Genomic DNA, 15,239 nt, shown 5'->3' with positions numbered 1-15,239 from the left:
GTCCCGATGTCCGCCTCCCCCCAGGAAGAAGCCCGCGCCGCGCTCGACGCCGCCGGCCAGTTGCCCGATGCCGAGCTCGACCTCGCCGCCGTCGCGCTGCAATTCGCGCGCATTGACGCGCCTGATGCCGATTGGCGCGCGGCGCAGGCCGTGCTGACGCAGATCGCGCGCCGCGCGGTGGAACTCGCCGGCGCCGACCCGGAGGCCGATGCGGGGGATGCCGAGCGCCGCCGCGCCCTCCTCGCCGGCCTGCTGCATGGGGAATTCGGCTTCGCAGGCGATGCCGAGACCTATGACGACATGGCCAACGCCAACCTCATCCAGGTGCTGGAGCGTCGGCGCGGCCTGCCGGTCGCGCTCGGTGTCCTCTGGCTGCATGCGGCCGAGGCGGCCGGCTGGGCCGCGCATGGGCTGAACGCGCCCGGCCATTTCCTGCTGGCCCTGCCGCATGCGCGCGGGCAGATCGTGCTCGACGTCTTCGCCGGCGGCGACCAGCTGCTGGCGCCCGAGCTGCGCGCCCTCATCAAGCGCGTGGCCGGCGAGAATGCGGAACTCAAGCCCGGCATGCTGGCGCCGATGACCAAGCGCGACGTGCTGCTGCGCCTGCAGAACAACATCAAGCTGCGCCGCCTGCAGGCCAATGACCTGGAGGGCGGCCTCGCCGCCACGCGGGACATGCTGCGCCTCGCCCCCGACCATGCCGGCCTCTGGCGCGAGATGGGGCTTATCGAACACCGGCTGGAGCGCATCAGCGCCGCGCTGGCGAGCCTGGACCGCGCGCTGGAGATCGAGCCGCGCGGCGAGGCGGCGGCCCGCATCCGCGGCCTGGTGGAGGAGCTGCGCAACCGGCTCAACTGAGCGCGCCTCCGTCTCCCGCGCGCGTCCCGCGCCTATTTCTCCAACGCGCGCCCCGCGTCGTTCTCCAGCGCGCGTCCCGCGTCGTTCTCCAGCGCGCGTCCCGCGTCGTTCTCCAGCGCGCGTCCCGCGTCGTTCTCCAGCGCGCGTCCCGCGTCGTTCTCCAGCGCGCGTCCCGCGTCGTTCTCCAACGCGCGTCCCGCGTCGTTCTCCAACGCGCGTCCCGCGCGATGCCGCCCCATCAGCCAGACGCCCAGCCCGATGCTGAGCGCCAGCAGCGCGCCCGACAGGCCAAGCTGCCAGAAGCCATCCACCCGCACGCCCTTGCCGAGCAGCGCGAAGACCATGGTCTGCGGCAGGTAACCCAAGGCCGAGGCCAGGAAGAAGGCGCCCGCCGGCAGGGCCGACATGCCGGCGAGAAAATTCAGCGCCAGGTTGTTGCCCACCGGAAAAAGCCGCAGCGCCAGCGCCGCGCCGAAGGGGTTCTCGCGCAGCGTCTCCACCACCGGGCGCAGCCGAGGCCCGAAGCGGCCCGCCAGCCGCCGCTCCGCCCAGTCCCGCGCGATGGCCCGCGCCCAGGCATAGGCCAGCACGCAGCCCAGCATCTGCGCGGCCAGAGCGACGCCCACGCCGATCACCGTGCCAAAGGCATAGCCCGCCAGGAAGGCCACCACCTGCCGCGGCACGCCGACCGCGGTCGCCAGTCCGCCCGCCAACAGGAAGAGGCTCTCGCCCAGCAGCCCCTGGTCGCGGATGTAGAGGTCCACCCATTCCGTTCCCGGCGCCGCGCCCAGCGCACGCAGCAGCACGCCGCCGAACGCCAGCCCCGCCACCATGAGCAGCAGCTTGCCGAGGCCGAGCGAGCGGCGCGGCTTGACCGGCGATTCACGCCCGGCCGCTGGGGCGCCCGGCCGATCGCGGTGGGGTTGGACCGGCGATTCGCGCCCGGTCGCTGACGCGCCCGGCCGATCGCGGTCGGTCGTCACGGCGTGTCGATCTCGGGCCGCTTGCCGCGTCGCTGCAGCCAGGCCACGCCGAAGAGGTCGAAGATGCTCACCGCCAGCCGGTCCAGCGTGCCGTAGTTGGAGGCGCCCCGAAGGCGCGGGCGGTGGTTCACCGGCTCGCTCAGCACCACCGCGCCCGCCCGCAGCGCCAGCGCCGGCAGGAAGCGGTGCATGTGGTCGAAATGGGGCATGGCCAGGAACAGTGTGCGCGGGAAGAGCTTCAGCCCACAGCCCGTATCCGGCGTCGCATCCCGCAGCAGCGAGGCCCGGATGCCGTTGGCCAGCCGCGAGGAGCGCCGCTTCACCCAGCTGTCCTTCCGGTTCACCCGGTGCCCCGCCACCATGACCCAGCCGCCGGTCGCGGCACTCTCGGCCTCGGCGCGGGCCAGCATGCGCGGGATGTCGGCCGGGTCGTTCTGCCCGTCGCCATCCAGCGTCGCGATCCAGGTGCCATGGGCCGCGGCCACGCCGGTCATGATGGCGGCCGATTGCCCGCAGCTCGTCTTGTGGCGCAGCCGGCGCACCGGCAGCCCGGCCAGGACCTCGGGCGTCGCATCGGTCGAGCCGTCATCCACATAGATGATCTCATGCGGGATCGCCGCCAGGGCCGCCTGGATCTCGGCGACCAGGGGAGCGATGTTCGGGGCCTCGTTCCGCACGGGAATGACGACCGAAACCAGCGGTGCGGCGGACATGTGGGCGCGTTACCAGCGCGCCCCGTGGGCCACAAGCCCGCGATGCATGCAATTCTCGTCGAGGCCATGGGCTGGCGGCGCGCTTCTCGGCTATTATGTGGCGGTCATGCCCTTCGATGCCCACAGCTTTCCCGCCCATGCCGCCGCCGCCCCGCGCGGGGACCGCGCCAATCCGCGCGCCATCGCCTTCTGGCTCCTCACCGTCGCCGGCCTGATCTGGCTGATGGTGGCGCTCGGCGGCGCCACCCGCCTCACCGGCTCGGGCCTCTCCATCATGGAATGGGCGCCGCTCGCCGGCACGCTGCCGCCGCTCAGCCAGGCCGAGTGGCAGCGCCTCTACGACCTGTACCGCACCATCCCGCAATACCAGCTGCAGAATGCCGGCTTCGGGATGGAGGGCTTCCAGCGCATCTTCTGGCTGGAATGGGCGCATCGCTTCTGGGGGCGGCTGATCGGCCTCGCCTACCTCGTGCCGCTGCTCTGGTTCTGGGCGCGCGGCGCCATCCCGCGCGGCCTCGGCCCCCGGCTCGCGCTGCTCTTCGTGCTGGGTGGGCTGCAGGGCGCGATCGGCTGGTTCATGGTGGCCTCGGGCTTCGATGCGGACCGCACGGCCGTCTCGCCCTATCGCCTCGTGCTGCACCTCTCCATGGCCTTCATCCTCTTCGGCCTGATCCTCTGGACCGCGCTCGGCCTGTTGCGCCCGGCGCCGGTGGAGGTCATCCCCCAGCAGGGCAAGATCCGCCGGCAGGTGGTGGCCGCCTTCTGGCTCGCGGCGCTGACCATGCTGGCCGGCGGCTTCGTGGCCGGGATCCGCGCGGGCTTTTCCTACAACACCTTCCCGCTGATGGACGGGCAGCTCATCCCGGCCGGTTATCTCGACCTCGACCCGCTCTGGAAGAACCTCACGGCCAACATCGCCGCGGTGCAGTTCAACCACCGCCTCCTGGCGACGCTGACGCTGCTGGCCGCCCTCGGCGCGGCCATCGCCGCGCGCCGCCTGCCGGACGGCTTCGCCCGCCGCGCGGTCTGGACCATGCTGGCCGCGATCGGCGCGCAATACGCGCTGGGCATCGTCACCCTGCTGCATGTGGTGCCGGTCTCGCTCGGCACGCTGCACCAGGCGATGGCGGTGGGCGTCCTGGCCGCCGGGTTGTGCGCCTGGCACGGCCTGCGCGCCCCGCCGGCCAAAACGCCCTGAGCATGGACGCCGCCGCCCCCCGCCCGCCTGACCTGCTCGCGGCGCTGCCGCTGGCGGTGATGGGCTTTTCCGGGGCGGGTGGCCTGGTCTTTGCTAATCCCGCCATGCATGCCCTGCTGCGGGTGGATCATGCGGTCCTCAAGCCCGGCGCGGCGCTGGCCGATGTGCTGCGCATGCTCGCCTTCCGCGGCGCGCTCGGCCCCGGCGACCCGTCCACGCGTCTCGCCGAGGCGCTGGCGCTGGACCTGACGCTGCCGCATCGCCGCCTGCTGCGCGATGCCGAGGGCCGCGGCCTCGAATGGCGCATCCTGCCGCTGGCCGATGGCGGCCACCTGCTGACCCTCTCCGATGTCAGCGAATTCCTCCAGGCGCGCGAGGCGGCGGAGCGCGAGGCGAGTGCGCTCTCGGGCGTGCTGGCCCGGCTGAACAACGGCGTCGCGCAGTTCGACCCGGCGCGGCGCCTCTCACGCAGCAACCCGGCCTATGCCCGCCTGCTCGGTCTGCCCCCGCATGCGCTGCAGCCCGGGATGGCGCTCAGCGAGATCGTCGGCCGCCAGCAGGAGGCGGGCGAGTTCGACGCCGCCCAGGCCGCCGCCGTGGTGGCCGACCTCACCACGCGCTCCGTCGCGCAGCCCTGGCGGCATGAACGCACGCGGCCCGATGGCCGCACCATGCGCTTCGAGAACCAGCCCATGCAGGATGGGGGCTGGCTGGTCGAGATCATGGACATCACCGACGCGCACCAGGCCGAGCAGGACGTGCGCCGCCGCGTCGCCCTGCAGGACGCGCTGATGGAGGCGCTGCCGGTGGGCGTCGCCGTCTATGGTCCGGACCGCGTGCTGACGCAGGTGAACCCCGCCTATAACCGCATCATGGCGCATAGCCCGGTGCACCTCGGCGAGAACCTGCGCGACATCCTGATGCGCCGCGCCATCGCGGGCGAATTCGGCCCTTGCGACCCGGAGGTGGAGGTGCCGCGCCGCTTGGCCAGCGTCACCACCGCGCATGGCTTCGAGCGCCGCACGCCGGAAGGCATCGCCACCAGCCACCGCAGCGTGCCGCTGCCCGATGGCGGGCATGTCATGGTGGTGGCCGACGTCACGGCGCTGCACGCCGCCCAGGCCGATGCGCGCGAGCGCGCCGAGGTGCTGGCCCATATGCTGGAGAGCACGCGCCACGGCATGGCGATGTTCGACGCCGAGGGCACGGTGATCGCGGCCAACCGCCTCGCCGCGCATTTCTGCGGCCTGCCGCCCGAGGCCTTCCGCCGCGGCGCCAATATCCGGGAGCTGCGCGCGCTCCAGATCCAGCTCGGCGTACATGGCGACAGGCTCTCGACCGACCGCTTCCTGGCCGAGCGGATGAACGAGCCGCTGAAGGGCCCCGACCGCTACCGCCGCACCAACCCCGACGGCACGGTGATCGAGATCATCACCGACAGGCTGCCCGAGGGGGGCTATGTCCGCTCCTTCACCGATGTCACGGCGCAGGTCCAGGCCGAAGCCGAGGCGATGAGCCGCGCCGCCTCGCTCCAGGCCGTGCTCGACAACATGCGGCACGGCATCATCCTCTATGATGGCGAGGGCTATGTCCGCACCGGCAATGCGCTGGGCGCGCGCCTCGCCGGGCTGCCGCCCGAGATGCTGCGGCCGGGCGTCCATTTCGATGACCTGCGCGACATCCAGGCCGCGCGGGGCGAGCATGGCACGGGCGAGGCCGGCCAACGCTGGCGCCAGAACCGCGTGCGCGAACCCTGGAAGGGCGAGAGCACCTACACCCGCAAGCGCCCCGACGGCACCATCATCGAGGTCCGCACCGACCTGATCCCCGGCGGCGGCTGCGTGCGCTCCTTCACCGACATCACCGCGCTGACCGAGGCGCAGGCGGCCGCCACCCAGCGCGCCGCCATGGTGCAGGCGATGCTGGACAACATGCGCCACGGCATCGCGCTGTTCGACGCGCAGGACCGGCTGCTGGCCTTCAATCCGCTCTGCGCCACGCTGATGGGCCTGGAGGGGTGGCTCCGCCCGGGCGTGGCCTATGGCGACCTGCTGGCCCGCCAGCTGGAGACGGGCGAGTTCGGCGAGGGCCAGCAGGCGCGCGACAGGGTCGCCGCGCTGCTGGAGCGCGACAAGAGCCGGGCGAACACCGTCCGCCGCCGCCGCCCCACCGGCGAGGAGCTGGAGGTCACGGCAAGCCCGGTGCCGCAGGGCGGCTTCGTGCTGACGCTGACCGACATCACCGCGCGCGTGGTGGCCGAGCGCGAGGTGGAGCGCCGCGCGGAGGTGCTGGGCGCCACGCTGAACGCGGCGCGCCAGGGCATCATCCTGTTCGACGCCGAGGGCCGCGCCGTCGCGGCCAACGACATCGCGGCGCAGCTCACCACCCGGGCGGGGCCGGCCTCGCTCGTCGGCGTCAAGCATGCCGAGATCGTCGGCAACCAGCACCGCTTCGAGGGCGCGAGCGAAGCCGAGGTGGAGCAGGTGATGCGCCAGGTGGCGGCGGTGGACCGCCGCCAGCACCACCACTACCAGCGCCACCGGCGGGACGGCCTGGTGCTCGACATCAGCTCCGACCCGATGCCCGAGGGCGGCTATGTCGTCTGCTTCTCCGACGTGACGGAGCTGGTCCGCGCGCGGGAACAGGCGCAGGCCCGCGCGGCGCTGCTCTCCGCCACGCTGAACGCGACGCGGCAGGGCATCACGCTGTTCGACCGGGACGGCGTCGTCCTCGCCGCCAACGACATCGGCGCGCAATTCGCGGGGCTTCCCGATGCCGCCGCGCTGATCGGCCTCCGGCATGCCGACATCGTCGCCGCGCAACGCGTGCACGAGGGCGCCACGCCCGAGCAGAAGGCCGAACTCGCGCGCCGTTTCGCCGAGACGGACCGCACCAGGCACCACCGCTACCAGCGGCAGCGGCCGGATGGGCGCATCTTCGACCTGACCTCCGACCCGATGCCCGAGGGCGGCTATATCGTCTGCATTTCGGACGTGACCGATCTGGTCCGCGCGCGCGAGCAGGCGCAGGCCCAGGCGGCCGCGCTCTCCGCCACGCTCGACGCCTCGCGCCACGGCATCACCCTCTACGGGCCCGATCACCGCGTCATCGCGACCAACCGGATCAGCACGGCCATCGCGGGCTATGCGACGCCGGAGGAGATGGTGGGCCAGACCTATGCCGAGGTGATGCGCCGCCAGGCGCCGCTGGAGCAGCTGGCCGACGCCGAGGCAGAGGCCGCCTTCATCCGCCAGAGCCTCGCACTCGATCGCACCAAGCCCATCCGCTACCAGCGCCGCCGTACGACGGGCGAGGTCTTCGACGTCGCGTCCGACCCGACGCCCGAGGGCGGCTTCGTCGTCTCCGTCTCCGACGTGACGCCGCTGGTGGACGCGCAGGAGGAGGCGCAGCGCCGCGCCGGCATCCTGCAGGCGATGCTGGAGAACAGCCGCCAGGGCATGGTGCTCTATGACGCCCAGCACCGCCTCGTCGCCGCCAATGCGCTGGCGGGCGAGATGATGGGCGTGCCCGACCTGCTGCAGAAGCCGGGCACCACCCAGGCGGAGATCCTGGCGGCGCAGCGCGCCCGCGGCCTCTATGCGGGCGAGGATGACGGCGCCGCGCAGGAACGCTTCTTCCTGGAGCTCGACCGCAGCAAGCCGCACCGCATGCAGCGCAGCCTGCCCGATGGGCGGCGCTACGACGTGGCGTCCGACCCGACGCCCGATGGCGGCTTCGTGATCTCCGTCTCCGACATCACGCCGCTGGTGCGCGCCGAGGCGGCGGCCGAGAGCCGCGCCGGGCTGCTGCGGACCATGCTGGAGAACAACACCTCCGGCGTGCTGCTGTACGACAGCGAGCGCCGCCTGCGCGGCTTCAACAGCTTGGCCGTCACCCTCACCTCGATGCCCGATCTGCCCGATTGCATCGGCATGCGCATCGAGGACCTGCTGGCGCGGCAGAGCCGCACCGGCAATCTCGGCACGCCGGCCGATGCCGAGCATGAACGCCGGCGCCTCATCGCGCTGGACCGCAGCAAGCCCTCCCGCGCGCAGCGCGTGACCGAGGACGGGCGCGTGCTGAACTTCGCCTCCGACCCCACGCCCGATGGCGGCTTCGTCGTCTCGCTCACCGATGTGACGCCGCTCGCCCGCGCCGAGGCGGAGGCGAAGCGCCGCGCCGAGATCCTGGGCGTGATGCTGGGCAATATCCGCCACGGCATCGTGCTCTTCGACAAGGATGGCCGCCTCGTCGCCTCCAATGCCAAGCTGAAGGAGATGCTGGGCCTGCCCGACGCGGCGCTGGCGCCCGGCGCGCACATGCATGAGATGGTGGACGCGCTCCGCGCCCAAGGCGAATACGGCGAGGACGAGGCCGCGGAACGCGTGGCGGAGGCGATCAAGGCGCGCCCACGCTTCGCCCCCGTACGCTCGATGCGGCCGCGGCCGGACGGCACCATCCTCGAGGTCGTCTCCGACCCCACGCCCGATGGCGGCTGGGTCGTCACCTACACCGACGTCACCGAGGACCGGCAGATCCGCGCCGAGCTGGAAGCCGCGCGCGAGGCGGCCGAGGCCGCGAGCCGCGCCAAGTCCCGCTTCCTCGCCACGATGAGCCATGAGCTGCGCACGCCGCTCAATGCCGTGATCGGCTTCGCGGACGTGCTGTGCAGCGGCGCCGCGCCGGACCAGACGGAGGAATTCGCCGGCGCCATCCGCGAGGCGGGGCGCCACCTGCTCTCGCTCATTGATGACATCCTCGACATCACCCGCACCGAGACGAGCAACCCGCCCATCGCGCTCGAGGAGGTGGATCTGGCCGAGGTGCTGGAAGGGGCGGCGCGCATGATCGGCCCCGCCATCGCCGGCGGCGGCCTGCAACTGGTGCGCGACATCGCCCCCGGACTGCCCCGCCTGCGGGGCGACACGCGCCGCCTGCGCCAGGTGCTGTTGAACCTGCTCAGCAACGCCACCAAATTCACCGAGGCGGGGGGCACCGTCACGCTCCGCGCCGTCATCACCCCCGAGGGCCTGACGATGGAGGTGCGTGATACCGGCATCGGCATCGAGGCGAAGGACCTGGAGCGCGTCTTCGAGCCCTTCACCCAGCTCGACAGCGCGCTGTCACGCCGCTTTCCGGGCTCCGGCCTTGGGCTGCATCTCTGCCGCTCGCTCACCCAGGCGCAGGGCGGCGCGCTCACGCTTGAAAGCACGCCGGGGGTGGGGACCGTGGCCCGCGTCACCTTCCCGGCCTCCAGCCTGATCTTCTGAAGGAAACTTCCCCCATGCCGCTCGACACGCCGCTCGCCGTCACGGATCGGCTCTTCTACACCGGCCTCGACCCCGAGGCCGCCGCCCGTCGCCTGCGCGAGGCGACCGACGGCGCCGAGGATGGCGAGCTCTTCTTCGAATACCGCGAGAGCGAGGCGATCAGCCTGGAGGATGGCCGCATCCGCTCCGCCAGCTACGACACGCAGCGCGGCTTCGGCCTGCGCGCCATCCAGGGCGAGGCGGCGGGCTATGCGCATTCGGGCGAGATCAGCGATGCCGCGCTGGCGCGCGCCGTCGCCACCGTGGGCGCGGTGCGGCAGGGGCGCAGCGGCAGCCTCGACGTCGGCCCGCGCGCGACCAACACGCAGCTCTACGAGGCGGCGAACCCGCTGACCGCCATGGGCTTCGCCGAGAAGACCGAACTGCTGATGGAGATCGACGCCTATGCGCGCGGCCTTGATCCGCGCGTGACGCAGGTGATGGCATCCCTCACCGGCGAGTGGCAGGCGGTGCAGATCCTGCGCCCCGACGGGCTGCGCGTGGCCGATCTGCGCCCGCTGGTGCGCTTCAACGTCTCGGTCGTGGTCGAGGAGAATGGGCGGCGCGAGACGGGCAGCTTCGGCACGGGCGGGCGCTTCGCCTATGCGCGCGTGATCGGGGATGGCAGCTGGCAGGCGGGCGTCGCCGAAGCCCTCCGGCAGGCGCTGGTGAATTTGCAGAGCATCCCGGCGCCGGCCGGCGAGACCGAGGTGGTGCTCGGCCCGGGCTGGCCCGGCATCCTGCTGCATGAGGCGATCGGCCATGGCCTCGAGGGCGATTTCAACCGCAAGAAGACCTCCGCCTTCGCCGGCCTGGTCGGCACGCGCATCGCCGCCCCGGGTGTCACGGTGGTGGATGACGGCACCATCGCCGACCGGCGTGGCAGCCTCACCGTGGATGACGAGGGCACGCCCTCGGGCCGCACCGTGATGATCGAGGATGGCTATCTGCGCGGCTTCATCCAGGACCGGCAGAATGCGCGCCTCATGGGTGTCGCCCCCACCGGGAATGGCCGGCGGCAGAGCTTCGCCCACATCCCCATGCCGCGCATGACCAACACCATCATGCTGGGCGGCCAGCACTCGCCGTCCGAGATCATCGGCAGCGTGAAGAAGGGCATCTACGCGGTGAACTTCGGTGGCGGCCAGGTGGACATCACCTCGGGCAAGTTCGTGTTTTCCATGAGTGAGGCCTACATCATCGAGAATGGCCGCCTGGGCGCGCCGGTGAAGGGCGCCACGCTGATCGGCAACGGCCCGGACGCGCTGACCAAGGTCAGCATGATCGGCAATGACAGCGCGATGGACCCCGGCATCGGCACCTGCGGCAAGAATGGCCAGGGCGTGCCGGTGGGCGTGGGCCAGCCCACGCTGAAGATGACGGGGCTGACGGTGGGCGGCACCGCCATCTGAGACGGGGCGGTGAACTTGCATGTCGCGCTTGGGTAGGGCTTAACCTCCGGCCAGAAGAAAGATCGGAGGATCGCCCGTGATTCGTCGTCCCCTGCTCGGCGCGCTGGCCGCGCTGTCGCTGTCTGCCGGCCTGGCGCCCGTGATGGCCCAGAGCTTCCCGCAGCGGCCCGTCACGCTCAGCGTGGGCTTCGCGCCCGGCGGCAGCACGGACATCGCCTCGCGCCTCATCTCCGAGCGTTTCGCGGCCAATCTCGGCCCCGAGGCGCGCGTCGTGGTGGAGAACCGGCCCGGCGCCTCGGGCGTGGTGGCGGGGGACTGGCTGCGCCGCCAGTCGCCGGATGGCCACACGCTCATGCTGATCGAGGTCAGCTCGCACGCCATCGCTCCGGCGGCGCTGGAGGGCGGCACGCCCTTCAACCCGGTGGCCGATTCCACGCAGATCGCGATGATCGGCACCGCGCCCATGGTGCTGATCGCCGCCCCCAATTTCCCGGCCACCACGGCGCAGCAGGCGATTTCGGTGCTGCGCGCCTCGCGCCCCGAGCAATATGCCTATGCGACCTCGGGCGTCGGCTCGATCCCGCATCTGGGCGTGGAGATGCTGGCGCTGCAGCTCGGCGCGCGCTTCACGCACGTGCCCTATCGCAGCGGCGGGCTGATGCTGACCGCGATCCACCAGGGCGAGGGGCAGTTCGGCATCGCGGTGCTGGCCTCCGCCGCCGCGCAGATCCGCGGCGGCCTGGTGCGGGGCCTCGCGGTGACGAGCCGCGAGCGCTTCCCCTCCTTCCCCGATTTGCCGACGCTGAACGAGGGGGCCATGCCGGGCTTCGAGCTGACCACCTGGAACATGATCATCGGCCCGCCCAACATGCCGCCCGCGGTGGTGGCGCAGCTCAACCGCGCGCTGGTGGCGACGGTGGCGGATGCGAGTCTGCGCGAGCGCCTGCTCCAGGCCGGCGTGCTGCCCTGGGCGACCGAGAACACGCCCGAGACGACGCGCGCCTTCCTCGTCAGCGAAGTCGAGAAATACCGCCAGGTGGTGGCGCGCACGGGGGTTCGCCTGGAGCGTTGATGCGCGCGCATTTACGCCCGATACTGCCGGCAACGACGCTCAGGAAAGCCAGACACGATGGACGGTACGATCAGCCCCAAGCCCGCACGCCCCATGGCGCGGGGCCGCTTGTTCTTCGCCAATCCGGGCCCGACCAACATCCCGGATTCGGTGCTTGCCGCCACCGCGCGCGCCAGCATCGACTTCAACGACCCGGCCTTCCTCGCCGTCTATGACGCCTGCTTCGAAGGGCTGAAGAAGGTGCTGAAGACGAAGCACCACCTCTTCATGTACACCGCCTCGGGCCATGGCGCCTGGGAGGCCTCGCTGGTCAACACGCTCTCGCCGGGCGACCTCGTGCTGATCCCGGAGACGGGGCATTTCTCCGACAGCTGGGCCAAGATGTGCGGCACGCTCGGCTTCGACGTTCAGCAAGTCCCCGCGGACTGGCGCCGCGGCGTCGAGATCTCCGCGATCGAAGCGGCGCTGGCCGCCGACAAGGACCACAGGATCAAGGCCGTCTGCTGCGTCCACAACGAGACGGCGGCCGGCACGCGCATGCCGCTCGACCAGGTGCGCGCCGCGATGGACCGCGTGCAGCACCCGGCGCTGCTGATGTCGGACACCATCTCATCGCTCGGCTGCTACGATTTCCGCATGGATGAGTGGGGCGTGGATGTCTGCGTCGGCGGCAGCCAGAAGGGGCTGATGCTGCCCACCGGCTTCAGCTTCACCGGCGCCTCCGAGAAGGCGATGGAGGCGCATCGCCGGAGCACCCATCCGCGCCATTATTTCGACTGGACCGAGATGCTGGCCCGCCGGCAGAAGAGCTTCGTCGGCACGGTGCCGACCACGCTGTTCTATGGCCTGCAGGAAGCGCTGCGCCTGATGCTGGTGGAGGAGGGGCTGGACAATGTCTTCGCCCGCCACGCGCGCCTGGCCAAGGCCGTGCGCGCCTGCGTGCAGCACTGGTCCGGCAACAACGGCCCGCAGCTTTTTTGCCAGAACCCCGAACGCTGGTCGGACAGCGTGACGGCGATCCTGATGCCCGAGGGGTATGATGCGGAAGCGGTGCGCAAGATCGCGCTGGAGCGCTTCAATGTCTCCACCGGCGGCGGGCTTTCCAAGCTCGCGGGCCGCGTCTTCCGCATCGGCCATCTGGGCGACCTGAACGAGCCGATGATCATCGGCACGCTCGGCTCGATCGAGATGGCGCTGGGTCTCGCCGGCGTGCCGCACGCCAAGGGCGGCGTGCAGGCGGCGCTGGACAGCCTCGCGGCCGGCTGAGGCTTGTCGGTCGGCTGATTCACGCCCTTGGCGATTCCACCAAGGAGGATCGGACGTCAGGCCAGGGCGATCCGGTGCACCGCGCGCGCGGTGCGCCCGGCCTCGTCCGTCCAGGTGAATTCCAGCTCGCTCGCGCGCTCGATGCGCACGAAGAAGACATGGAAGGGATTGGCGGCGGTGCCGTTGCGGAACTCGGCGTCCAGCAGCGCCTCGCCGTTCAGCCGCACGCGCATGCGGGTCAGCATGTCGCGCGGGATGGTCCGGCCGCCCTCCTGGCGCAGCCCGGTTTCCATCGGGTGCTCCATCAGCGTGCGGATCTCCACCACCTCACCGGCGCGGGCGCTGCGAGGGGCGCGGATGCGCGGCGTCGCAAGATTGGCACTCATGTCAGGCACCCCCCGGTGGCGACGCGGATCTCGGCCGTGGCCCGCTGCACGCTGCCGTCATTCATCCGCGCCAGCACGACGAGCGTCTGGTTCTCGGCCATGCGGATGCGCGTCTGGATTTCCGCGCGCGCGAGCGCGGGGCCGAGCTTGAAGGAGGCGATGCCCGGCGTCGGGTTGCGGGTCGCGAAGAGGTGGATCGCCGTCACATGCCGCTCGGCGCTTTGCGGGCTGTCCACCAGCACCGTCACCGGCACCTGGCCGCCATTCTCGGCCACGGGCGGGACGCGCAGCGTGATGCCGCCCTCCTGCGGCGTGGCCTCGCCGATCTCGGCGCGGATGGCGGCGTTCAGCGCGTCATCGCTCGCCGCCGCCGCGAAGGGCAGCACAGCGAGGGTCAGGGCGGCGCGGCGGGTGAGGCTCATCAGGCGAACATGTCCTTGGTGATGCTGTCATACCAGGCATCGGCGTAGAGCGCCTCCAGCTTGCGCTGCTCGGGCAGGTTGCCGCGGGGCGAGACGCCGCCCGAGCCCTGCACTTCCGCGATCGCCGTGCCTTCCGCATTGGGCCGGAAGACGCCGACGATGGAGATGCCGTAGTCATCGCCCACATGGGAGTAGCAGGTGTTGAAATACACCGCCTCGGGCGGGGTCTCGCCGCGCAGCAGGGCGGCGGCGGAGGCGACGGCCTGCTTGGCCGTGCTGTTCGCCACATAGCCGGATTTCGGCATGGGGCCCGGGATATTCGCATCGCCCACCACATGGATGCCCGGGGCCACGCGGGATTCAAACGTGCGCGGGTTCACCGGCACCCAGCCCGACTGATCCGTCAGCCCGGCCTCGGCGGCGATGCGGGCTGCGGCCTGCGGCGGGATGACATTGGCGACGGCCACCTTGTGCCGCGTGCCGAATTCCGTCTCCAGCACGCGTTCGCGCGCATCCACCTTGGTCACGCGGCCGTCGCGGTTGCTCGGGACCCACTCGATCATGCCGGGATAGAGCTGCGCCCAGGCATCCTGGAACAGGCCCTGCTTGCTGAAGGCTTCCTTCGCATCCAGCGCCAGGATCTTGGAGCGCGGCTTGTGGCGCTTCAGGTAGCTGGCGATCATGCTGATCCGCTCATAGGGGCCGGGCGGGCAGCGGAAGGGGTTGGCCGGGATGGCGAGACCGACGACGCCGCCATCGGGCATTTCCTCCAACTGGCGGCGCAGCAGCAGGGTCTGCGCGCCATCGCCGGGCACCCAGGCGTGCGGCATGACCTCGGAAGCCGCCTCGTCATAGCCCTCGATGGCCCCCCAGCGCAGCGCGATGCCGGGGGAGAGGATCAGCCGGTCATAGGTCAGCGTCTCGCCCCCCGCGAGGCGCACGCGGCGCGCGCCGGCATCAATGCCCGTGGCCCAGTCATGGATCACGCGCACGCCGCGCGCGCGCAGGCCGTCATAGGAATGCGTGATCTGGCCGATCTGCCGCGTGCCGGCCAGCACCAGATTGCCATAGGGGCAGGTGACGAAGTGGCGCTTGGGTTCGACCAGCGTGACGTCGAGCCAGGGATAGGTGCGGCGGGCGAAATTGGCGGCCGTGGCGCCGCCGAAGCCGCCGCCGATGACCAGCAGCCGGGCCTGGGACGTGTTCGACCCTTGGGCGCGAAGAACGGAGGGGGCCGCGACCAGCGGGGCGGCGGCGAGCAGGGCGCGGCGCGGGAGATGGTGGGTCATGGCGTCTCTCCTCAGCGCGGCTGGCGGGCGAAATATTCGGCCGAGGCGATGATCTCCGCCTCGGTATAGCCGCGCGCGATGCGGCCCATGATGGTCGCCGGGCGCTCATTGGCGCGGAAGGCGTTCATCTGCGCGATCAGCTCTGCCCGGTCCCGCCCGGCGAGGCCGGGCACGCCGCCCATGCCCGCGCCATTCGGCCCATGGCAGCCGACGCAGCCCTGCGCGGCGAGCGGCGCCTGAGCGAAGGCGGGCGGGGCGAGCATCAGCCCGGCGAGCAGGAGGGGGAGGGGCCGCATGGGTGTTCCTTTGGCGCGTGACAGGTCGCGCGGAA

12 protein-coding genes are annotated in these 15,239 nt (G+C 71.6%); 6 read left to right on the top strand and 6 right to left on the bottom strand.

Features of this window, described 5'->3' with window-relative positions; translation table 11 throughout:
• The first annotated feature begins 6 nt into the window (after positions 1-6).
• On the top strand, positions 7-858 hold the full coding sequence (locus tag ACQ860_RS11435; RefSeq protein ID WP_431303486.1) for a SirB1 family protein: 852 nt from the start codon (positions 7-9) through the stop codon (positions 856-858).
• Positions 859-890: 32 nt separating this feature from the next.
• Here the strand turns inward: ACQ860_RS11435 and ACQ860_RS11430 are convergent, their stop codons facing one another.
• Positions 891-1,841: a TVP38/TMEM64 family protein gene (locus tag ACQ860_RS11430; protein WP_431303485.1), complete on the bottom strand. Its 951-nt coding sequence runs from the start codon at positions 1,839-1,841 to the stop codon at positions 891-893.
• Complete coding sequence (locus ACQ860_RS11425) at positions 1,838-2,554, bottom strand: glycosyltransferase family 2 protein (RefSeq protein WP_431303484.1); 717 nt, start codon at positions 2,552-2,554, stop codon at positions 1,838-1,840. The genes ACQ860_RS11430 and ACQ860_RS11425 overlap by 4 nt, the downstream gene beginning before the upstream one ends.
• A gap of 106 nt (positions 2,555-2,660) precedes the next feature.
• Here ACQ860_RS11425 and ACQ860_RS11420 point away from each other — a divergent pair, with 106 nt between their 5' ends.
• The 5 genes from ACQ860_RS11420 to ACQ860_RS11400 all read left to right on the top strand — a co-directional run bounded on the left by ACQ860_RS11420 (position 2,661) and on the right by ACQ860_RS11400 (position 12,811).
• Positions 2,661-3,752 carry a COX15/CtaA family protein gene (locus ACQ860_RS11420; RefSeq protein ID WP_431303483.1) on the top strand — a complete coding sequence of 364 codons (1,092 nt, stop codon included), beginning with the start codon at positions 2,661-2,663 and terminating at the stop codon, positions 3,750-3,752.
• Between the two features lie 2 nt (positions 3,753-3,754).
• Positions 3,755-9,022, top strand: a complete 5,268-nt coding sequence (locus ACQ860_RS11415) for a PAS-domain containing protein (protein ID WP_431303482.1) — start codon at positions 3,755-3,757, stop codon at positions 9,020-9,022.
• Positions 9,023-9,036: 14 nt separating this feature from the next.
• Positions 9,037-10,473 (top strand): metalloprotease TldD, encoded by a 1,437-nt coding sequence (gene tldD / locus ACQ860_RS11410; RefSeq protein WP_431303481.1) that lies wholly within the window; start codon positions 9,037-9,039, stop codon positions 10,471-10,473.
• 76 nt (positions 10,474-10,549) lie between these two features.
• Positions 10,550-11,545 (top strand): Bug family tripartite tricarboxylate transporter substrate binding protein, encoded by a 996-nt coding sequence (locus tag ACQ860_RS11405; protein ID WP_431303480.1) that lies wholly within the window; start codon positions 10,550-10,552, stop codon positions 11,543-11,545.
• A gap of 57 nt (positions 11,546-11,602) precedes the next feature.
• Positions 11,603-12,811 carry a pyridoxal-phosphate-dependent aminotransferase family protein gene (locus ACQ860_RS11400; protein ID WP_431303479.1) on the top strand — a complete coding sequence of 403 codons (1,209 nt, stop codon included), beginning with the start codon at positions 11,603-11,605 and terminating at the stop codon, positions 12,809-12,811.
• A 56-nt stretch (positions 12,812-12,867) separates the two neighbouring features.
• Here the strand turns inward: ACQ860_RS11400 and soxZ are convergent, their stop codons facing one another.
• Genes soxZ through ACQ860_RS11380 form a run of 4 tightly spaced genes read right to left on the bottom strand, consistent with a single transcriptional unit; the run spans position 12,868 to position 15,204 of the window.
• Positions 12,868-13,197 (bottom strand): thiosulfate oxidation carrier complex protein SoxZ, encoded by a 330-nt coding sequence (gene soxZ, locus ACQ860_RS11395; RefSeq protein ID WP_431303478.1) that lies wholly within the window; start codon positions 13,195-13,197, stop codon positions 12,868-12,870.
• Positions 13,194-13,619 (bottom strand): thiosulfate oxidation carrier protein SoxY, encoded by a 426-nt coding sequence (locus ACQ860_RS11390; protein ID WP_431303477.1) that lies wholly within the window; start codon positions 13,617-13,619, stop codon positions 13,194-13,196. Before ACQ860_RS11390 ends, soxZ begins: the two co-directional genes overlap by 4 nt.
• Complete coding sequence (locus ACQ860_RS11385) at positions 13,619-14,908, bottom strand: FCSD flavin-binding domain-containing protein (RefSeq protein ID WP_431303476.1); 1,290 nt, start codon at positions 14,906-14,908, stop codon at positions 13,619-13,621. Before ACQ860_RS11385 ends, ACQ860_RS11390 begins: the two co-directional genes overlap by 1 nt.
• Positions 14,909-14,919: 11 nt before the next feature.
• A complete protein-coding gene (locus ACQ860_RS11380; protein ID WP_431303475.1) occupies positions 14,920-15,204 on the bottom strand; it encodes a c-type cytochrome in 285 nt (94 codons plus the stop codon).
• Between the last annotated feature and the right edge of the window lie 35 nt (positions 15,205-15,239).

This window comes from Sediminicoccus sp. BL-A-41-H5 (assembly GCF_050632405.1).
GTDB lineage: Bacteria > Pseudomonadota > Alphaproteobacteria > Acetobacterales > Acetobacteraceae > Roseococcus.
Note: the sequence above shows the minus strand (reverse complement) of the source record. Positions and strands in the feature narration are given on the sequence as shown.